Origin of the sequence: Streptomyces sp. Root431, assembly GCF_001426585.1 — a bacterium.
GTDB lineage: Bacteria > Actinomycetota > Actinomycetes > Streptomycetales > Streptomycetaceae > Streptomyces > Streptomyces stackebrandtii.
The window spans coordinates 646,298-664,833 of the sequence record NZ_LMEI01000006.1 but is presented as its reverse complement, the minus strand read 5'-3'; the positions used below and the strand labels follow the sequence as shown (position 1 = coordinate 664,833).

At 72.7% G+C, this 18,536-nt stretch carries 18 protein-coding genes; 10 read left to right on the top strand and 8 right to left on the bottom strand.

The features are described 5' to 3' along the window. The first annotated feature begins 528 nt into the window (after positions 1-528). The gene (locus ASC82_RS07270; RefSeq protein ID WP_107105842.1) at positions 529-1,782 is read left to right on the top strand and encodes a DUF6777 domain-containing protein; all 1,254 of its coding nucleotides are present in this window, start codon (positions 529-531) and stop codon (positions 1,780-1,782) included. Here the strand turns inward: ASC82_RS07270 and ASC82_RS07265 are convergent. Both ASC82_RS07265 and ASC82_RS31345 read right to left on the bottom strand, forming a co-directional pair. Beyond that, positions 1,741-2,400: a universal stress protein gene (locus ASC82_RS07265; RefSeq protein ID WP_157863451.1), complete on the bottom strand. Its 660-nt coding sequence runs from the start codon at positions 2,398-2,400 to the stop codon at positions 1,741-1,743. The genes ASC82_RS07270 and ASC82_RS07265 overlap by 42 nt on opposite strands. Further along, on the bottom strand, positions 2,397-2,528 hold the full coding sequence (locus ASC82_RS31345) for a hypothetical protein (protein ID WP_277914777.1): 132 nt from the start codon (positions 2,526-2,528) through the stop codon (positions 2,397-2,399). Before ASC82_RS31345 ends, ASC82_RS07265 begins: the two co-directional genes overlap by 4 nt. Before the next feature lie 100 nt (positions 2,529-2,628). On the opposite strand from ASC82_RS31345, the gene ASC82_RS07260 reads away from it, so the two are divergent. Next, positions 2,629-4,095, top strand: a complete 1,467-nt coding sequence (locus tag ASC82_RS07260) for a PLP-dependent aminotransferase family protein (RefSeq protein ID WP_056643183.1) — start codon at positions 2,629-2,631, stop codon at positions 4,093-4,095. Positions 4,096-4,162: 67 nt separating this feature from the next. Further along, positions 4,163-4,666 carry an FBP domain-containing protein gene (locus ASC82_RS07255; protein ID WP_056643180.1) on the top strand — a complete coding sequence of 168 codons (504 nt, stop codon included), beginning with the start codon at positions 4,163-4,165 and terminating at the stop codon, positions 4,664-4,666. A gap of 33 nt (positions 4,667-4,699) precedes the next feature. Here the strand turns inward: ASC82_RS07255 and ASC82_RS07250 are convergent, their stop codons facing one another. Further along, positions 4,700-5,893 carry an acyl-CoA dehydrogenase family protein gene (locus ASC82_RS07250; RefSeq protein ID WP_056643177.1) on the bottom strand — a complete coding sequence of 398 codons (1,194 nt, stop codon included), beginning with the start codon at positions 5,891-5,893 and terminating at the stop codon, positions 4,700-4,702. A gap of 170 nt (positions 5,894-6,063) precedes the next feature. Here ASC82_RS07250 and ASC82_RS07245 point away from each other — a divergent pair, with 170 nt between their 5' ends. The 4 genes from ASC82_RS07245 to ASC82_RS07230 all read left to right on the top strand — a co-directional run bounded on the left by ASC82_RS07245 (position 6,064) and on the right by ASC82_RS07230 (position 10,844). Next, on the top strand, positions 6,064-7,224 hold the full coding sequence (locus ASC82_RS07245) for a CoA transferase (protein ID WP_056643174.1): 1,161 nt from the start codon (positions 6,064-6,066) through the stop codon (positions 7,222-7,224). A gap of 73 nt (positions 7,225-7,297) precedes the next feature. Further along, positions 7,298-7,969: a GntR family transcriptional regulator gene (locus tag ASC82_RS07240; RefSeq protein ID WP_056643170.1), complete on the top strand. Its 672-nt coding sequence runs from the start codon at positions 7,298-7,300 to the stop codon at positions 7,967-7,969. A gap of 76 nt (positions 7,970-8,045) precedes the next feature. Then, positions 8,046-8,639: a TetR/AcrR family transcriptional regulator gene (locus ASC82_RS07235; RefSeq protein WP_056643168.1), complete on the top strand. Its 594-nt coding sequence runs from the start codon at positions 8,046-8,048 to the stop codon at positions 8,637-8,639. Between the two features lie 132 nt (positions 8,640-8,771). After that, a complete protein-coding gene (locus ASC82_RS07230) occupies positions 8,772-10,844 on the top strand; it encodes a discoidin domain-containing protein (RefSeq protein ID WP_056643164.1) in 2,073 nt (690 codons plus the stop codon). Between the two features lie 19 nt (positions 10,845-10,863). Here the strand turns inward: ASC82_RS07230 and ASC82_RS07225 are convergent, their stop codons facing one another. Continuing rightward, positions 10,864-12,138, bottom strand: a complete 1,275-nt coding sequence (locus ASC82_RS07225) for a YncE family protein (RefSeq protein WP_056643161.1) — start codon at positions 12,136-12,138, stop codon at positions 10,864-10,866. 165 nt (positions 12,139-12,303) lie between these two features. On the opposite strand from ASC82_RS07225, the gene ASC82_RS07220 reads away from it, so the two are divergent. After that, a complete protein-coding gene (locus tag ASC82_RS07220; RefSeq protein ID WP_056643158.1) occupies positions 12,304-12,921 on the top strand; it encodes a CBS domain-containing protein in 618 nt (205 codons plus the stop codon). Positions 12,922-13,085: 164 nt separating this feature from the next. Here the strand turns inward: ASC82_RS07220 and ASC82_RS07215 are convergent, their stop codons facing one another. After that, entirely contained in the window at positions 13,086-13,385 is a 300-nt protein-coding gene (locus ASC82_RS07215; protein WP_056643155.1) for a DUF1876 domain-containing protein, read from the bottom strand. Between the two features lie 49 nt (positions 13,386-13,434). Then, positions 13,435-14,259 carry a maleylpyruvate isomerase family mycothiol-dependent enzyme gene (locus tag ASC82_RS07210; RefSeq protein ID WP_242427591.1) on the bottom strand — a complete coding sequence of 275 codons (825 nt, stop codon included), beginning with the start codon at positions 14,257-14,259 and terminating at the stop codon, positions 13,435-13,437. 143 nt (positions 14,260-14,402) lie between these two features. Between ASC82_RS07210 and argG the strand changes: the two genes are divergently transcribed. Further along, a complete protein-coding gene (gene argG, locus ASC82_RS07205) occupies positions 14,403-15,857 on the top strand; it encodes an argininosuccinate synthase (RefSeq protein WP_056643149.1) in 1,455 nt (484 codons plus the stop codon). Positions 15,858-15,995: 138 nt separating this feature from the next. Here argG and ASC82_RS07200 read toward each other — a convergent pair whose 3' ends face one another. Continuing rightward, positions 15,996-16,964, bottom strand: a complete 969-nt coding sequence (locus ASC82_RS07200) for an NADP-dependent oxidoreductase (protein ID WP_242427590.1) — start codon at positions 16,962-16,964, stop codon at positions 15,996-15,998. A gap of 70 nt (positions 16,965-17,034) precedes the next feature. Between ASC82_RS07200 and ASC82_RS07195 the strand changes: the two genes are divergently transcribed. Then, a complete protein-coding gene (locus ASC82_RS07195) occupies positions 17,035-18,018 on the top strand; it encodes a helix-turn-helix domain-containing protein (protein ID WP_056643145.1) in 984 nt (327 codons plus the stop codon). Between the two features lie 31 nt (positions 18,019-18,049). Here ASC82_RS07195 and ASC82_RS07190 read toward each other — a convergent pair whose 3' ends face one another. After that, positions 18,050-18,442 (bottom strand): nuclear transport factor 2 family protein, encoded by a 393-nt coding sequence (locus tag ASC82_RS07190; protein WP_056643142.1) that lies wholly within the window; start codon positions 18,440-18,442, stop codon positions 18,050-18,052. Between the last annotated feature and the right edge of the window lie 94 nt (positions 18,443-18,536).

Here is an 18,536-nt window from a genome sequence, read left to right as displayed (position 1 = left end):
GCCCGCTTGGGAACGGGTGCTGCTGCACCGGCGGGTGGGTGCTCCTCACTCGCGGGTGGGTGCTGCTGCGCCGGTGGGTGGGTGCACCTCACTCGCGGGTGGGTGCTGCTGCGCCGGTGGGTGGTGCTCCTCCGCTTGCGGGTGGGTGCAGTTCCATTTGTGGGTGGGTGCAGTTCCGCTTGCGGGGCGGTGCCGTTCCGCGCACACAATGGCGCGGAACGGAAGAAAGGGAAAAACGTGACTTCCCACCCGCCGCCAGACCCTCCGGCCGGCCCTCCGTCAGGCCCTCCGTCGATCCCGCCGTCAGGCCCGCCCTCCGGCCCCCTCTCGGAGCCGGGCGCCCGCCCGGGCTCCGCCGGTCCCCCACCACCCCCGGGTCCGCCCTCCGGCGGCGGCTACGGAGGCGGTGGCTCGTCCGGCGGAGGAGGCGCGTCCGGCGGCGGCCCGTCCGGCGGCGGCCCCGGCAAGGACGGTGACCGCCCGTGGTGGAGGTCCGTCCCCAAGGTCGCGTCGATCACCGCCATCCTCGTGGCGGGCGCGGCGCTGGCCGTCGTCCTGACCAACCAGTCCGACGACAAGAGCGACACGGCGTCCGGCGGAGGCGAGGTCTTCCTCCAGAACGCCTCCGCGTCCGGCCCCGACCCGTTCACACCGTCGACGGCCCGCACCGGCACCGGTTCCTCCTCGCCCGCCTCCTCGCCCGCCTCGCTGCCGCCCCGCACCACGTCGGCCCAGGCCGGCACGCCACGGGTGTCGGGCTCGGCGCCCGGCCTCTACGGCGGGACGCAGTCGGTCGCGAGCTGCGACGTCGAGCAGCAGGTGCGCTACCTCTCCGCCGAGCCGGCGAAGAACGCGGCCTTCGCCTCGGTCGTCGGCATCAAGCCGAACCAGGTCCCGGGCTACATCCGCTCCCTGACCCCGCTTCAGCTCCGGGTCGACACCCGGGTGACGAACCACGGCTTCCGGAACGGCGCCGCCACCACGTACCAGTCCGTGCTCCAGAGCGGGACCGCGGTCCTGGTCGACGCCCGCGGCGTGCCGCGAGTCCGCTGCGCGTGCGGCAATCCGCTGACCGAGCCGGTGGCCCAGAAGGCGCCGCGGGAGACGGGAAAGCCCTGGCAGGGATACAACTCGAACCGGGTCGTCGTCGTGGCCCCCTCGGTGACGGTCGTGAACGTCTTCGTCGTGTACGACGTCGAGGACGACGACTGGTTCGCGCGGAAGCACGGCGACACCGGCAAGCAGGACAAGCCCACCCCGCCGCCGCCTCCGCCGCCTTCGCACTCGTCGTCGCCGCCCGTGTCGCCGTCGACGTCGGCGTCCACGTCCCCGTCCTCGCCGGTGCCGTGCGTGACGGTGACGGGTACGGAGACCCCGGCGCCCGTCGACGGGATCACGCCGTCGCCGTGCCCCTCGACGCTGACGCCGACGGACACGCCGTCCTCGCCGACCGACTCGACGAGCCCGTCCGGCGAATCGTCGCCGCCCGAGTCGTCACCGGCGGAGGAATCGTCGCCGGCGGACGAGTCGTCACCGGCGGACGAGTCGACCGGTCCGGAGTCGGGGCAGGCCTCCGACAGCCAGTCCGCGAATCTGACGACGACCACGCCGGCGGACGAGTCGGCGTCCTTGGTCTCGCCCTCCTCCCCGTCGCTCCCGCCGAACCAGTCCCAGAGCCAGTCCGCGCCCAGGTCCCCGTCGGTGTCCCTGGCGGATTCGCCTTCCGTAGCGGGGACGGGCTCAGTCCCGGCTCCCGGTCCGCGTACCGCGCCCTTCGTCTGACCTCTCGGCCCGTCGACCCCCGTCCGCGCGTGCCTCCGTCCCGGTTCCGCCCGGTACGGAGGTACGCGCGTTCCTGCGCAGGACGCGGGCCTCCCCCGGGCGCAGCACCGGCCCCGGCACGGTCAGCACCGGGCAGGCCGCGCGGCCCTGGACCGCGCGCAGGACCGGGCTGCGACGCAGCCGTGCGAGGCGGCCCCTGCGCGACGCGGCGCCGACGACCAGGAGGTCTCCGGGGCGGTCGGCCGCCGCGCGGAGGGCGGCCGCGGGGGTGTCCCTGACGATTCGCCGCTCCACCGCGAGGTCCTCGGGAGCGGCGCCGAGGGCGTCGGCGAAGGCGCTCCGCAGCCGGTTCCGGGCGTCCTCGCCCCAGAGGTGCGCCCAGTCCCGGTCGGGCCTCCGGGCGTACAGCGCCTCGCCTTCCGGCGGTTCCCAGGCCAGCACCGCGAGGAGCGGTGCGGACTCTCGGCGGGCGAGGGCCGTCGCGTACCGCAGGGCCGCGAGCGAGGCGAGCGAGCCGCTCACGCCGACGACGACGCGTCGCACACTCCCCTCGGCGAGGGGACCGCCCACCGACTCGCCCACCGGCTCGCTCACCGGCCCGCTCACCGGCTCGCTCACGACGCGTCACCCCGTATGGCCGCGCGCAGGCCACGGAGCCAGGCTCCGATCCGCAGGGGCCGCGCCGTGCGCTCCTCGGCGCGCAGTTGCCACATCCGCTCGTCGCGGTCGGTGAAGTGTCCGGACATCGGTCGTCTCCTTTCCCGTGGTGAGGTGGCCACCAGGCCACTGGACAGGAGTCTGTAGTCTTATTGGCCTGGACAGCAGAGCCAATAAGGAGTGATTGGCATGGCCGTGGCACGCGTGGTCCACACAGCGGACCGGACCCTGACGGGCCGCCAGCTCGCGTCGCTCCTCACCCCGCCCGCCGAAGGCAGGTTCGGCTACCGGGAGCTCGCGCGGGCGGTCCGCGAGGCGCTGCTCGACGGGCGGGTCGCGCTGCGCCTGCGGCTGCCGGCCGAGCGCGAGCTCGCGACGGTGCTCGCGGTGAGCCGGACGACCGTGACCGGGGCGTACGACCTGCTGCGGGAGAGCGGTTACGCGCACAGCCGTCGCGGCGCCGGTACGTGGACGGCCTTGCCGGAGGGTCAGGCGCCGACCCCGCTGGGCGCCTTCCAGGACGACGCGGGCGCCACCATCGACCTCGCCCTGGCCGCGCCGCAGGCCCCGGACGAGCTGACCGCGGCGCTGGCCTCGGCCGCCGCCGAGCTGCCGCGCTACGCGGGCTCGCAGGGCTACCACCCGTACGGGCTGCCCGTGCTGCGCGCGGCGATCGCGGAGCGGTACACGGCCCGTGGCCTGCCGACCAGGCCCGAGCAGATCCTCGTCACCACGGGCGCGCAGCAGGCGCTGTCGCTGGTCCTGACGCTGCTCGGCCGAACCGGCGACCGGGTGCTCGCCGAGAACCCCTCGTACACGAACGCCCTCGACGCGATGCGTGGCCGCATGCTCCGCATCACGCCCGTGCCGGTGACCGAGACCGGCTGGGACACCGGACTCGTCGACGCCGCGCTGCGGCAGACCGCGCCGCGTCTGGCCTATCTGATCCCCGACTTCCACAATCCGACCGGGCACCTGATGCCGCAGGAGCAGCGCCGGGAGCTCGCGCGGGCCGCGCGGGCCACCGGAACGTGGCTCGTGGCGGACGAGACGCTCGCCGACATCGCCCTGGACGTGCCCGCGCCCCTGCCCTTCGCCGCGACGGCCGGCGGGGGCGACGGCGAGCAGATCGTCTCCGTCGGTTCGCTGAGCAAGAGCTGCTGGGGCGGGCTGCGGGTCGGCTGGGTCCGCGCCGCGTCCCGGGTCGTGACCGAGCTGGCGCGGGTCCGGATCACCGCCGACCTGTCGGGGTCCGTCCTCGACCAGCTCGTCGCGGTCGCCCTGCTCGACCGGCTCGACACCATCGTGCCGCGGCGCCTGGAGGAGCTGCGGCGGCGCCGGGAGGCGCTGACGACGGCGCTGGCGCGGCACGTGCCCGAGTGGCGCTGGACGGTGCCGCCGGGCGGGATGTGCCTGTGGATCGACCTGGGCCGCCCGGTGGCCTCCTCCGTCGCGGCGCGTGCCCTGCGGCACGGGGTGCGGGTGGAGGGCGGTGCCCGGTTCGGGGTGGACCCGGGCACGCACGAGCACCGGCTGCGGATTCCCTTCACGCTGCCGGAGGACGTGTACGAGCCGGCGGCCGAGCGGCTCGCGGCGGCCCTCGACGGGGCTCCGGGGCGGTTCGCCGACCCGGCGCTGCCGGACTGGGTGGCCTGAGACCGCCGGTCCGTGGCCGCCGCATATTCGGGTGCCCGCGACCGGCGGTCCGTGTACGGTCCAACGAGTGGAACCATTGACCGACAAAGAGATCCGCTCGTCCTTCGTGAACTGCACGAAGGGTGAGGCGGCACGACTGAAGCTGCCGCTCGACTTCGCCGAACTCCCCTGGCAGGACCTGGACTTCCTCGGATGGGTCGATCCGGGCGCGCCACTGCGCGCGCACCTGGTCGTCCCCCGCGAGGACGGGCCGGTCGGGGTGTCCCTGCGGGTCCCGGCCGCCGGCCGGACCAGCGCCGTGAAGTCCAGCATGTGCCAGGTCTGTCTGACCGGGCACGCCTCCTCGGGCGTCACCCTGCTCGTGGCGCCGCTCGCCGGGAGCCGCGGCCGCGAGGGGAACACGGTCGGCATCTACCTCTGCGCCGACCTCGCCTGCTCCCTCTACGTCCGGGGCAAGCGACAGCCGAAGCTGCGCGGCCGGCGCCACGAGGAGTCCCTCACCGTCGACGAGCTGATCGCACGGACGACGGCCAATCTCGACGCCTTCGTCGACCGGGTGACGGCGGGCTGAGCGCAAGGCTTCCCGTGGCGCCGGCCGGAAGGGTCAGCGGAAGGCCTGCTCGCCGGTGAGCGCCTTGCCGATGACCAGGGAGTGGACCTCGCTCGTGCCCTCGTAGGTGAGGACCGACTCCAGGTTGTTGGCGTGGCGCAGCACCGGGTACTCCAGGGTGATGCCGTTGGCGCCGAGGATCGTGCGGCACTCGCGGGCGATCGCGATCGCCTCCCGTACGTTGTTCAGCTTGCCCACGCTGATCTGCTCGGCCGTGATCGCGCCCGCGTCCTTGAGGCGGCCGAGGTGGAGGGCGAGCAGCATGCCCTTGCCGAGCTCGACGGCCATGTCGGCGAGCTTCTGCTGCGTCAGCTGGTAGGAGGCGAGCGAGCGGGCGAAGACGGTGCGGTCGCGGGCGTAGGAGATCGCCGTCTCCAGACAGTCGCGGGCGGCGCCGAGGGCGCCGAAGACGATGCCGAAGCGGGCCTCGTTGAGGCAGCCGAGCGGGCCGGACAGGCCGCGGGCCTCGGGGAGCATGGCGTCGGCGGGTAGCCGCACGTCCTCCATGACCAGTTCGCTGGTGACGCTGGCCCGCAGCGACAGCTTCATCTTGATCTCGGGGGCGCTGAAGCCGGGGGTGCCCGCCGGGACGAGGAAGCCGCGGACACCGTCCTCCGTGCGGGCCCAGACGACGGCGACGTCGGCGACGGAGCCGTTGGTGATCCACATCTTGGTGCCGTTGAGGATCCAGTCCGAGCCGTCGCGCTTGGCGTTGGTCCGCATCGCCCCGGGGTCCGAGCCGGCGTCGGGCTCGGTGAGGCCGAAGCAGCCGATGTACTCGCCGGCCGCCATCTTCGGCAGCCAGCGCTGCTTCTGCTCCTCGGAGCCGTACTTCCAGATCGCGTACATGGCGAGGGAGCCCTGGACCGAGACGAGGGAGCGCAGTCCGGAGTCGACGGCCTCCAGCTCCAGGCAGGCGAGGCCGTACGCGACGGAGTTGGTGCCGGCGCAGCCGTACCCCTCCAGGTGCATGCCCAGGACGCCGATGCCGCCGAGGGTGCGGGCGAGCTCGCGGGCCGGGATCTCGCCCTTCTCGAACCAGCCGGCGACGTGCGGCCGCAGCTCGCGGTCGGCGACGGCGCGCACGGTCCGCCGGATCTCGCGCTCCTCGTCGGTGAGCAGTCCGTCGATGGCGAGCAGGTCGAAGGGGTGGACGGGGGTGGAGCTCGGGGACGGCGACGACTTCACGGACGGCCTCCTGGCGACTGGCGACTGTGGCAACTCGGCGAGGCGAGCGTAGCGGCAGATCGGATATTGGATCCAGTATTGAAAATCCGGTGGCCCGACCGTACGGTCCGCATCAGATCCACCGGATCCAGTCGCCAGCATCGTCAGCATCGCCAGCCGGGGAGAGCGGAATGCACACAGACCAGCCGGGCGCCCTGGCCGGGATCGTCGTCGCCGACTTCGGCCGGGTGCTCGCGGGGCCGTACATGACGATGCTCCTCGCCGACCTGGGCGCGGACGTCATCAAGATCGAGCGGCCCGGCTCCGGGGACGACACCCGCGCGTGGGGGCCGCCGTTCGCCGGCGGCGAGGCTACGTACTTCCTCGGGGTGAACCGGAACAAGCGCTCCGTCTCGCTCGACCTGACGGACCCCGAGGACCTGGCGACGGCGCGCGCGCTCGTCGACCGCGCGGACGTCCTGGTGGAGAACTTCCGCCCGGGCACGATGGAGAAGCTGGGCCTCGGGTACGAGGACGTGCGCGCGGGCAATCCCGGGCTCGTGTACTGCTCGGTGACCGGCTTCGGCACCGACGAAGGGGCCCGGCTGCCCGGCTACGACCTGCTCGTGCAGGCGATGGGCGGCCTCATGAGCGTGACGGGCGAGCCGGACGGACCGGGGACCAAGGCGGGGGTCGCCCTCGTCGACGTCATCACCGGCCTCCACGCGGGTCTCGGGATCCTCGCGGCCCTCCGGCACCGCGAGCACACCGGCGAGGGCCAGCGCGTCGAGGTCTCGCTGCTGACCTCGCTGCTCTCGGCGCTCACCAACCAGGCCGCCGCGCATCTGGGGGCGGGCGTCGTCCCGCGGGCGATGGGCAACAGGCACCCGAGCATCGCCCCGTACGAGGTCTTCGAGGCGCGGGACCGGCCGCTGGTCCTCGCGGTCGGCACCGACCGGCAGTTCCGCACCCTGTGCGAGCGGCTCGGCCTGCCCGGGCTGGCCGATGACCCGCGCTTCGCGACCAACACGGCCCGGGTCGCCCACCGCGAGGAGCTGGTCGCGGCGCTGTCCGGGCCGCTCGGCACGCGTACGGCCGACGGCTGGTTCGAGGAGCTCACCGCCGCCGGCGTGCCCTGCGGCCCCATCAACGACCTGGCGGCCGCCTTCGACCTCGCCGAGCGGCTGGGGCTCGACCCGCGGGTCCCCGAGCGGGCGGCCGGTCCCGGTCAGGTCGTCAACCCGATCCGGCTCGGGGCCACCCCGCCCTCGTACCGCAGCGCTCCCCCGCGCCTGGGCGAGCACACCGACGGCCTGCTCGCCGTGCTGGGACGGCCCGCCCGCACGCCCTGATCCATAGGAAGATGGTCGTCACCGGGGGCGGAGCCCGCCGGTGGGCGACACGAGGAACGGAAGGTCACAGGCGATGAGCAGCGCGGTGCAGAGGCGGCGGCCGCAGACCGTCCAGCAGTTCGTCCTGGAGGAACTGCGGCGCGCCATCACCGGCGGAGAGCTCAGGCCGGGCGACCAGATCCGCCAGGACGCGCTCGCGGCGCGGCTCGACGTGAGCCGCGTCCCGCTCCGCGAGGCGCTCCAGGCCCTGGAGGCCGAGGGCCTGGTCGTGCACCACATACACCGGGGGTACTTCGTCGCCGAGCTCTCGCTCGCCGATCTGGAGGAGATCTACCGGATCCGGGAGCTCCTGGAGACCGAGGCGGTGCGCAGGGCCGTGCGGCACATGCCCGACGGTACGGTCGAGGCGCTCGAAGGCATCCAGCGCGAGGTGGAGCGGGCGGCCGAGGACGGTGACGTGCCGGGAATGGCGGCGGCGAACAGGCGCTTCCACTTCACCCTGATCGAGGCGTCCGGGATGCCGCGGCTCGTCCGCCTCATCGCGACGCTGTGGGACTCCACCGACGCGTACCGCTCGCTCTACTACGCGGAGACCCCGCACCGCGAGCAGGCCGTCCACGAGCACCGCGCCGTGCTCTCGGCACTGCTCCACGGCGACGAGGACGCCGCCGTGCGGTGGCTCGACGAGCACCGCGCGCACGCGGTGGCGGCGCTCCGCGAGGTCCTGGACCTGGACCGGGGCTGACTCCCGGTCGGCGCACCCCGCTCCTGACGTGCCGCGCCCTCGCGCCTTACCCTGTCGCCGGACGCGAGGAGGAACCATGGCGCGGATGCCGTCGGCCGAACGACGCACGCAGCTCGTCGAGGCGGCGATCAGGGCGATGACCAGGGACGGTGTCGCGCGGACGACCACGCGGTCGATCTGCGCGGAGGCGGGTGTCTCGCTGAGCGTCTTCCACTACTGCTTCGAATCGAAGCAGGCGCTCCTCGAAGCCGCGATCGAGACGATCACCGGCAACTACGTGGCCCGGGTGAAGTCGGCGGTGGAGCCGAGGGCCACGCTGCGCGAGACCGTACGGGCCGGGCTGCAGACGTACTGGGACCACGTCACGGCGCACCCCGGTGAGCACATGCTGACGTACGACCTCACCCAGTACGCCCTGCGCGAGCCGGGGTTCGAGCATCTGGCGCGGGCGCAGTACGGGCAGTACGTGGCGTCGGCGGCCGCCCTGCTCGACCAGGTGCGCACGGTCCTCGGCGTGGAGCCGCGGGTGCCGGTGGAGGTGCTCGCGCGGTACCTGGCGGCGGCGATCGACGGTCTCACGCTCCAGTTCCTGGTCCTGGGGGACGAGCAAGTGGCGGACGGTCACCTGGACATGACGGCGGATCAGTTGGCGGTGCTGATCGAGGGCTGAAAGCTACCGGTCGGTCTACTCGTCGGTCACTTCGCCAACAGGTCGTTTGTCCCGGACTCTTGACTCACTGGCTCGACACCGCGATTCTCGGGGCGCCCGGCACACCCCCATCGACCGGAGGCTTCGCCGACCATGATTCGACCCTCACCGCGAAGGACCGGCGGCAGATCCGCCCTCCTCGCCCTGTTCCTCGCCCTCGCCGCCCTCCTGTTCGGCTCAGGTCCGGTCCCCGCGGCCGCCGCCGGAGCCGCTACCGGCGCGTGGTGGGAGCCGACCTCCCGGCCCTCGCCGGACTCCGGGATCAACGTCACCGGAGCGCCGTTCACCGGCACCGACGCCCAGGGGAAGGTGCGCGGCTTCGTCGACGCGCACAACCACCTCATGTCCAACGAGGGCTTCGGCGGCCGGCTGATCTGTGGCAAGACGTTCTCCGCCGCGGGTCCGGCCGACGCGCTCAAGGACTGTCCCGAGCACTACCCCGACGGCAGGGGCGCGCTCTTCGAGAACATCACCGGCGGCGCCGACGGCACCCACGACCCGGTCGGCTGGCCGACGTTCAAGGACTGGCCCGCCAACAACTCCCTGACGCACCAGCAGAACTACTACGCCTGGGTCGAGCGGGCCTGGCGCGGCGGGCAGCGCGTGCTCGTCAACGACCTGGTGACGAACGGCCTGATCTGCTCGATCCTGCCCCGGGACCGCGGCTGTGACGAGATGGAGTCGATCCGCCTCCAGGCCAGGAAGACGTACGAGCTCCAGGACTACGTCGACGGGATGTACGGAGGCCCCGGCAAGGGCTGGTTCCGGATCGTCACCAGCTCCGCCCAGGCCCGCTCGGTGGTCGAGCAGGGCAAGCTCGCGGTCGTCCTCGGCGTCGAGACCTCGGAGCCCTTCGGCTGCAAGCAGATCCTCGACATCGCCCAGTGCGACAAGGCCGACATCGACCGCGGCCTCGACGAGCTGTACGCCCTCGGCGTGCGCAGCATGTTCCTGTGCCACAAGTTCGACAACGCGCTGTGCGGCGTGCGCTTCGATCAGGGTGCGATCGGCACGGCCGTGAACATCGGCCAGTTCCTGTCCACCGGGACCTTCTGGGCCACGGAGCGGTGCGCGGGCCCGCAGCACGACAACCCGATCGGACTGGCCGCCGCTCCCGCGATGGCCGCGAAGCTGCCGGCCGGGGTGAGCGTGCCGTCGTACGCCTCGGACGCCAAGTGCAACACCCGGGGTCTCACCAGACTCGGCGAGCACGCCCTGCGGGGCATGATCGACCGCGGCATGATGCTGGAGCTCGACCACATGAGCGTGAAGGCCGCCGGCCGGGCGCTCGACATCCTGGAGTCCGAGGAGTACCCGGGCGTCCTGTCCACCCACAGCTGGATGGACCTCGACTGGACCGAGCGGCTCTACAAGCTCGGCGGCTTCGTCGCCCAGTACATGCACGGCGCCGAGGGCTTCATCGGCGAGGCGGGCCAGAAGGCGGAGCTCCGTCAGAAGTACGGCGTCGGGCTCGGCTACGGCACGGACATGAACGGCGTCGGCGGCTGGCCGGGCCCGGTCGGCCCGGATGCCCCGAACGCTGTGAAGTACCCCTTCCGCAGCGCGGACGGCGGTGCGGTGATCGACCGTCAGGTCACGGGCGAGCGGACCTGGGACCTCAACACCGACGGCGCCGCGCACAACGGCCTGGTCCCGGACTGGATCGAGCAGATCCGGCTCAGCGGCGGCCAGGGAGTCGTGGACGAGCTGTCCGGCGGCGCGGAGTCGTACCTCACCACGTGGAAGTCGACCGAGAAGCACGAGCCGGGCATCAACCTCGCGACGGGTGCCGCGAGTTCGGCGAGCTCCTCGGAGTGGAACCCGTTCACGAGCTACGCGCCGGGCCGTGCCGTCGACGGCGACACGGGCACCCGCTGGGCCAGCGACTGGTCGGACGGCCAGTGGCTCCAGATGGACCTCGGCGCCGTGCACCGGGTGGGCAAGGTGACCCTCGACTGGGAACGGGCCTACGCGCGGGCGTACCGCATCGAGCTGTCGGAGAACGGCACGGACTGGAAGACGGCGTGGTCCACGGACGCGGGTGACGGCGGTTACGACACCGCGGAGTTCGCTTCGCAGTCCGCGCGGTACGTACGGATCCAGGGGGTGCGGCGCGCGACCCAGTGGGGCTACTCGCTCCACGAGGTCGCGGTGCACCGCACCTGACCTTCACCGCTGCCGCGGCTCAACTCCCGGCAGGGCCCGTCCAGTCGGCGGGCACGCGGGCGAGCCGTACCCGCTGGGGGTGGTCACCGACATCGACGGTGGCCACCTTCCGGCCGGTGGCGAAGTCGATCGCCGTCACGCGGTCGGCGCCGCTCTCGGAGACGACGCAGGACCGTCCGTCGCCGCTGACGGTCGCCCAGTAGGGCTTGGACACCTCGACCAGCGGGCCCTGCCGGAGGCTCTCGCGGTCGACGACGGTGGCGTAGTCGTCCATCGTGCCGGCGACGCAGAGCTTGCTGCCGTCGGGGCTGATCGACAGGCCGTGGTGGCGCGAGTCGTTGACCCAGGTCGTCCGGTCGGGATCGGTCGACGGGTTGCCGGGGAGGTACTTGGCCCGGGTGATCCGGTCGGTGGCGAGGTCGTACTCGAGGAACCCGCTGAGGAACGAGACCTGGAAGTACATCTTCTTCTCGTCCGGGGTGAAGACGAGCGGCCGCACGGCGTCGGAGAGGTCGTCGCGCCCGAAGGCGTCGAGGCGGGAGCGCATGTCGATGACCCGTACGGTCTCGAAGGTGTCGGCGTCGACGACGGTGATGCGGCGGTCGCCCTTGGTCCAGTCGAGCCAGGGCGCGTCGAGGGCGGTGGTGACCTCGCCGATCGACATGTTCCACAGGCGGCCGTCGGAGGTGAAGACGTTCTCGTGGGGCTTGTCGCCGGTCTTGAAGGAGCCGAGTTGACGGCCGGTGGCGATGTCGAGGACGTGCACCGTGTTCGCCGTGGAGGCGGAGACGGCGACGCGGGTGCCGTCGGGCGAGACGGCCATGTGGTCGGCGCGGTAGCCGGCCACGGGAAAGCGCCAGTTGATCCGTCCGGTGCGCAGGTCGAGGGAGACGACGTCCGCGAAGCTGGGGCGCGAGACGACCATGGCGGAGCCGTCGGGGGTCGCGTACATGTCGTCGACGAACTGGTCGTGCCCCTCCCCCGGCCCGCTGCGGACGCCGAGGAAGAAGGCGAGCTTGACGGGGTTCAGGTAGATCTCCCGGAGCCGCTCCTCCCGGTCGGGGACGACGTTCAGACGTCCGAGGCGGCGGAAGTCGCCCCGGGACTCGATGACGTCGGCCGTTCCGTCCCAGTTGTTGCCGACGAACATCACCTCGCGCAGCGCGGCGGAGGCGTCGTCGGACGGCGTGCCCTGGGCGGCCGTTCCGGTGGCTCCGGTCGTCGCGAGGAGGGCGAGCGCCAGTGCGAGGGCGCCGCCGAAGCGGCGTCGGCGGTGCGTGCGAGGGGAGGGCATGAGGGGGTCCTTCTTCCTTCTCGGAGCAGCGACTTACCCGAAGTAACCATGTACATGACATCTCCGGCAAGCCCCTGTCGAGCCCCCGTTCCCCACCCCCTCACACCAGGACCGCCTCCGGTGCGGGATCATGGAGTCCGGTACGCAGAAGGGACGGAACGGACGATGAGGAACCGCAGTGTCGCGGACCTGATGACGCCGGCCGCGGTCGCGGTGCAGCGGAGGACGTCATTCAAGGAGATCGCGCGGCTCCTCGACGAGTACGGCATCACCGCGGTCCCCGTCGTCGACGACGAGAACCGGCCCGTGGGCGTCGTCTCGGAGGCGGACCTGCTGCGGCGGCACACCGCGAAGGACGGCCCGAGCACGGCCGAGGCCATGATGTCGAGCCCGGTCGTGACCGCCCGCCCGTCGTGGACGGCGGTCGAGGCGGCCCGGCTGATGGAACGGCACCGCGTGAAGCGGCTGCCGGTGGTGGACTCGGAGGGCCGCCTCATCGGCGTGCTGAGCCGCAGCGACCTCCTCCAGCTGTTCCTGCGGCGGGACCGGTCGATCCAGGAGGAGATCCGGGAGGACGTCGTCGTCCGCATCCTGCGCCTCTCCCCCGCCGCCGTGCACATCGACGTCGACGAGGGCGTGGTGACGCTCAGCGGCACTCTGGACAGCGCGGACACCGCGCCGATCCTCGTCCGGCTGTGCGAGACCGTGGACGGAGTCGTCGAGGTCGTGGACCGGCTGGCGTACGGGGACGGGGACGCGGACGAGAGCGGCGGCGGCTCGTAAGGGACCCGCCGGCGACGGCAGCGGCCCGTAAGGGACCCGCACGGGAGCCCGGCACGGCGGTGCGGTGCCGTGCGGCCGGGCCCCGCGGGGCGGGTGGCGGCTCCGTCAGGCGTTCACTCGATCAGGCGATCGGCGTTCAGCGGTCGGCGTTCGGTCGATGTCGATCAGGAGACCGCCTCCGGCCAGCCGTATCCGGGGCCGGTGTGCTGGGGTACGGTCCCCGCGCCCACCGCCTCCATCTCCCGGTTGGCCTCCCGCATGAGCTTGCCGGCCAGGTCCTTCATCGCCCGGCTCGCGGCGAGTTCGTCGCCGATCGCCGGGACGTCCACGTCCGACGGGTTGCAGCGGGCGGTGCCGTGGCCGGTGATCGTCGAGGTGCCGGTGCTCAGCCGTGCCTCGGCGTCCGTCCTGCCGGCTTCCTCGACCAGTTCCAGGCCGACCGTCCACTCCAGGGTGCGTGTCATGGTCTGCCTCCTCGCGCATGGCTACTACCAGCATCCACCGGCCCGGGCCTCAGGGCGCGCGGAAGAGGCGGGGGAAGCGGGGTGCGAGCCAGGGCTTGCGGCCCCAGCCGAGCGCCTTGCCCCGGGCGATCACGGGCCACGGGTCGATCCTGCCCAGGGCGAGGAGGAGGAAGGCGACCGGTTCCGTGAGGACCGTGCAGTCCGGGCGGGCCGGCGGTTCCCGGTCGACCCGGACGTCGCCGCCCGTGATCGTGACGCCGAACGCCGGGCCGCCCCGGAGCCGTACCGCGAAGCGCGCGGTCAGACCGGCGACGGCGACCGGGTCGGCCACCTTCGGCATCGCGGCGAGCATGAAGGGGAGGGTCAGGACGACCCGGCGGGCGTCGAGCATGTGGGGGCGGCCAAGGGCGAGCGCCAGGTCGTAGCCGTGGCCGAGCATGTGGGTCAGCAGGTACGAGCCGAGGACGGCCGGGGTCATCGTGCCGAGCGGAGTGGTGAGCGCCTCCGCCGGGTCGCGCCGTTCGACGGCGACGAGGAAGGCCTCGGCCTGCGCCGCGATCATCTCGGCGAGCGGGGCGGGGTCGCGCTCCGCGAACGAGGCGAGGGCGCGCTCGTTGGCCTCGGCGAGGCTCCCGGGGGTGCCGTCACCGTAGGGGCGCTCATGCCCGTCGGCGATCTCGGCCATGAGGGCGTTCGCCTGGGCCAGGTGCGCGGCGGCCTCGCCGACCGTCCAGATGGACCGGGGAACGGGCAGGCCGCCGTGGGGCCCGGCGTCCCCGCCCTGCGGCGCGCGCAGGACCTCCGCGATGTCGTCGGCGGTCGCCCGTATCGCCTCGGCGAGCTCCCCGGGAAGCACTCCGCTCGTTCGCTGCACTCTCTCCACCCCTCCCCGGATGCCGCGCTCCACTGGACGGAGCATCGGCCGGTGAGGGACCGTACCAGGGGTAAGGGCATGCGGTGGAGATCCTTCCGCGAACCCACGTTGCATGACCATGCAGGATCATGCATACTCTTCCTATGTCTAAGGTCCTCACCTCCCTTCCCGCCGGCGAGCGCGTCGGCATCGCCTTCTCGGGCGGCCTCGACACCTCGGTCGCGGTCGCGTGGATGCGCGACAAGGGCGCCGTCCCGTGCACCTACACCGCTGACATCGGCCAGTACGACGAGCCCGACATCGCCTCGGTGCCCGGCCGTGCGAAGGCGTACGGCGCCGAGATCGCCCGCCTGGTCGACTGCCGCGCCGCGCTGGTCGAGGAAGGCCTGGCCGCGCTCACCTGCGGCGCGTTCCACATCCGCTCGGGCGGCCGTGCCTACTTCAACACCACGCCGCTCGGCCGCGCCGTCACCGGCACCCTGCTGGTCCGGGCCATGCTCGAGGACGACGTCCAGATCTGGGGCGACGGCTCGACGTTCAAGGGCAACGACATCGAGCGGTTCTACCGGTACGGCCTGCTGGCCAACCCGCACCTGCGGATCTACAAGCCGTGGCTCGACGCGGACTTCGTGACCGAGCTCGGCGGCCGCAAGGAGATGTCGGAGTGGCTCGTCGCCCACGACCTCCCCTACCGGGACAGCACGGAGAAGGCGTACTCCACCGACGCCAACATCTGGGGCGCCACGCACGAGGCGAAGACCCTGGAGCACCTGAACACCGGCGTGGAGACGGTGGAGCCCATCATGGGCGTCCGATTCTGGGACCCCTCGGTCGAGATCGCCACCGAGGACGTCACGATCGGCTTCGACCAGGGCCGCCCCGTGACCATCAACGGCAAGGAGTTCTCCTCCGCCGTCGACCTGGTGATGGAGGCCAACGCCATCGGCGGCCGCCACGGCATGGGCATGTCGGACCAGATCGAGAACCGGATCATCGAGGCCAAGAGCCGCGGCATCTACGAGGCGCCCGGCATGGCCCTGCTGCACGCGGCCTACGAGCGGCTCGTCAACGCGATCCACAACGAGGACACCCTCGCCCAGTACCACAACGAGGGACGGCGTCTCGGCCGGCTCATGTACGAGGGCCGGTGGCTGGACCCGCAGGCCCTGATGGTCCGCGAGTCGCTCCAGCGCTGGGTCGGCGCGGCCGTCACCGGCGAGGTGACGCTGCGGCTGCGGCGCGGCGAGGACTACTCGATCCTCGACACGACGGGCCCGGCCTTCAGCTACCACCCGGACAAGCTCTCCATGGAGCGCACCGAGGACTCGGCGTTCGGCCCGGTGGACCGGATCGGCCAGCTCACCATGCGCAACCTCGACATCGCCGACTCGCGCGCCAAGCTGGAGCAGTACGCCGTCCTCGGCCTCATCGGCACCGGCAGCCCCGCCATCGGTGCCGCCCAGGCGGCCGCGACCGGTCTGATCGGCACCCTGACGGAGCTGCCGGAGGGCGGCGCCGAGGCGATCGCCTCCCGCGGCGAGGTCTCCGGCGACGACGAGATGCTGGACCGCGCCGCGATGGAGATGGGCACGGACTGACCGTCCGCCTCTTCGGGCACGGGAAAGGCCGGCTCGGCGCGCGAAGCGCCGGGCCGGCCTTTCGGCGTTCATGACCCGGTCTCGAACCTCACCCCGAGCCCCGGGCGGCCCGTCTCAGGCCCCGTCTCAGGCCCCGACTCAGGCCCCGGCGGGCGCCTCGTCCACGACCAGGACGATCTTGCCCGTGGTGCGGTCGGTCTCGCCGAGGGCGTGGGCCTTGGCTGCGTCGGCGAGCGGGAAGACGGCCTCGACGTGGGCGCGCAGGGCGCCGGACGCGACGAGTTCGGCGACGGCGTTCATGCCGGCGTGGTCGGCCTCCACGAGGAGGGTCTCCACGCGCACGCCCCGGGCCGCGGCCTTCGCCGGCTCGTCCGGGTCGGCGCCCGGGAGGAGGGAGACGAGGACGCCGCCGGGGCGCAGGACGCCGAGGGAGCGGGTACGGGTGTCGCCGGAGAGCGGGTCGAGGACCATGTCGACGTCCGCGACGACCTCGGCGAAGTCGACCGAGCGGTAGTCGATCACCTCGTCCGCGCCGAGGGAGCGGACGAAGTCGTGCTTGCCGGCGCTCGCGGTGCCGATGACGTACGCGCCGCGGGCCTTGGCGATCTGGACGGCGAGGTGGCCGACCCCGCCGGCGGCCGCGTGGACGAGGACCCGCTGTCCGGGGCCGACCTGGGCGGTGTCGACGATCGCCTGGTACGCGGTGAGGGCGGCGAGCGGCAGGGCTCCGGCCTGGACGTGGTCGACGTCGGCCGGCTTGTGCGCGAAGGCGCGGGCGGGGCCCGTCACGTACTCGGCGTGCGAGCCGACGCCGTACGGGTAGGGCAGCATCCCGAAGACCTCGTCGCCCGGCTTGAACACGGTCACGCCGTAGCCGACCGCCTCCACGACGCCGGAGACGTCCCAGCCGAGGACGAGCGGCAGACGGTCGAGGAACAGCCCGGAGGAGCGGTGCTTCCAGTCGGTCGGGTTGACGCCGGCCGCGCGGACGGCGACGAGGATCTGGTTCAGGCCCGGCTCGGGGCGCGGGACCACGGCCTCCTGGAGCACGTCGGGGGTGCCGTGGACGTCCTGGCTGATGGCGCGCATGGTGCGGTGATTGGTCATGTGCACCAGCCTCGCCGCCGGCCCGGCGGCGTACCATGGCATGATTGCCATCTTTCGACAGGATTCTGCCATGACCGTCAGGGGAAACCGCCACCGCGTCGTCGTCCTCGCCCTGGAGGGGGTGTACCCCTTCGAGCTGGGGATCCCGAACCGCGTGTTCGGTGCCGTGCCCGAGTTCTACGAGGTCGTGACCTGCTCGGTGGACGGCCCGACCGTCCGTACCAACTCCGACTTCTCGGTGACCGTCGCGCACGGCCCGGAGGTGCTGCGCACGGCCGACACGGTGGTGCTGCCGCCCTTCGACCTGTCGCTCCTCACCCGCGAGCCGCCGCCGGCGGTCGCCGAGGCGCTCGCGTCCATCCCGCCGGGGGTCCGGCTGGTGTCCATCTGCACGGGCGCGTTCGTGCTGGCCGCGGCCGGGATGCTCGACGGGCGGCCCGCCACGACCCACTGGGCGCTCGTGGAGACCTTCCGCTCGTGGTTCCCGGGGGTGGAGCTCGACCCGGACGTCCTCTTCGTCGACGACGGGTCCGTCCTGACCTCGGCGGGCGCGGCCTCGGGGGTGGACGTCTGCCTCCATCTCGTACGGAAGGACCACGGCGCCGCCGTCGCCAACCGGGTGGCGCGGATGTGCGTCGCACCGCCGTGGCGGGACGGCGGGCAGGCGCAGTACATCGAGCAGCCGGTGCCCGCGGCGACGGCGAACGACACCTCGGCGACCCGGCAGTGGGCACTGGAGCGGCTGCACGAGCCGATCGCCCTCGGCGACCTCGCCGGGCACGCCCGGATGAGCCTGCGCACCTTCGCCCGGCGGTTCGACGAGGAGGTCGGGATGAGCCCGGGCCGGTGGCTGATCCAGCAGCGGGTGACCCGTGCCCGGCAGCTCCTGGAGACCACCGACCTGGCCGTGGACGACATCGCCGGGCAGGTCGGCTTCGCCACCGGCACCTCGCTGCGCCAGCACCTGCACGCCGCCATCGGCGTCACCCCGCTCGCGTACCGGCGCACATTCCGGGGCGAGACGAGGACGACCCCGGAGGCGGCGACCGTCTGAGCCGCCGCCGGGACCGCCTTCGTTTCGCCGCTCAGCCGCCGGACGCCTCGCGGGCGATCCGGTCGAACTGCGCGCCCATCGCCTCGGAGAGCGCCCGGGCCGCCGACAGCGGGCGGACCATGACGGTCAGGTCGTCAATCTTCCCGTCCTCGTCGACGTGCAGGAAGTCGCAGCCCTGGATCTGCTTCCCGCCGACCGTCGCGGTGAAGACGAGGGCGTGGTCGCGACCCTCGGGGTTCGCGATCTCGCGGACGTACGTGAAGTCCTCGAAGACGCGCAGCACGCCGCGCAGGATCGCCGCGGTCATCGCGCGGCCGGCGTACGGGGCGAAGGCCACCGGGCTGGTGAAGACGACGTTCTCGGCGAGCAGCGCTTCCAGGGCGTCCGGGTCCCGGTCCTCGACGGCCTTGCGGAACGGGTGCATGCACCCTCCTCGAATACTCAAAGAATTGAATAGGTGATTCGGAGGTTATGCCTGGCGGATCAACCTGTCCAGCGATACCTGGCCTCATCCCGCG

Bases quoted from the DNA above. Each gene is read 5' to 3' on its own strand.
- ASC82_RS07225 (WP_056643161.1), bottom strand. From the start codon at position 12,138: ATGCCCTCCCCTCGCACGCACCGCCGACGCCGCTTCGGCGGCGCCCTC.
- ASC82_RS07200 (WP_242427590.1), bottom strand. From the start codon at position 16,964: ATGACCAATCACCGCACCATGCGCGCCATCAGCCAGGACGTCCACGGC.
- argG (WP_056643149.1), top strand. From the start codon at position 14,403: ATGTCTAAGGTCCTCACCTCCCTTCCCGCCGGCGAGCGCGTCGGCATC.
- ASC82_RS07195 (WP_056643145.1), top strand. From the start codon at position 17,035: ATGACCGTCAGGGGAAACCGCCACCGCGTCGTCGTCCTCGCCCTGGAG.
- ASC82_RS07215 (WP_056643155.1), bottom strand. From the start codon at position 13,385: ATGACACGCACCCTGGAGTGGACGGTCGGCCTGGAACTGGTCGAGGAA.
- ASC82_RS07240 (WP_056643170.1), top strand. From the start codon at position 7,298: ATGAGCAGCGCGGTGCAGAGGCGGCGGCCGCAGACCGTCCAGCAGTTC.
- ASC82_RS07245 (WP_056643174.1), top strand. From the start codon at position 6,064: ATGCACACAGACCAGCCGGGCGCCCTGGCCGGGATCGTCGTCGCCGAC.
- ASC82_RS07235 (WP_056643168.1), top strand. From the start codon at position 8,046: ATGGCGCGGATGCCGTCGGCCGAACGACGCACGCAGCTCGTCGAGGCG.
- ASC82_RS31345 (WP_277914777.1), bottom strand. From the start codon at position 2,528: ATGTCCGGACACTTCACCGACCGCGACGAGCGGATGTGGCAACTGCGC.
- ASC82_RS07190 (WP_056643142.1), bottom strand. From the start codon at position 18,442: ATGCACCCGTTCCGCAAGGCCGTCGAGGACCGGGACCCGGACGCCCTG.
- ASC82_RS07230 (WP_056643164.1), top strand. From the start codon at position 8,772: ATGATTCGACCCTCACCGCGAAGGACCGGCGGCAGATCCGCCCTCCTC.
- ASC82_RS07260 (WP_056643183.1), top strand. From the start codon at position 2,629: ATGGCCGTGGCACGCGTGGTCCACACAGCGGACCGGACCCTGACGGGC.
- ASC82_RS07220 (WP_056643158.1), top strand. From the start codon at position 12,304: ATGAGGAACCGCAGTGTCGCGGACCTGATGACGCCGGCCGCGGTCGCG.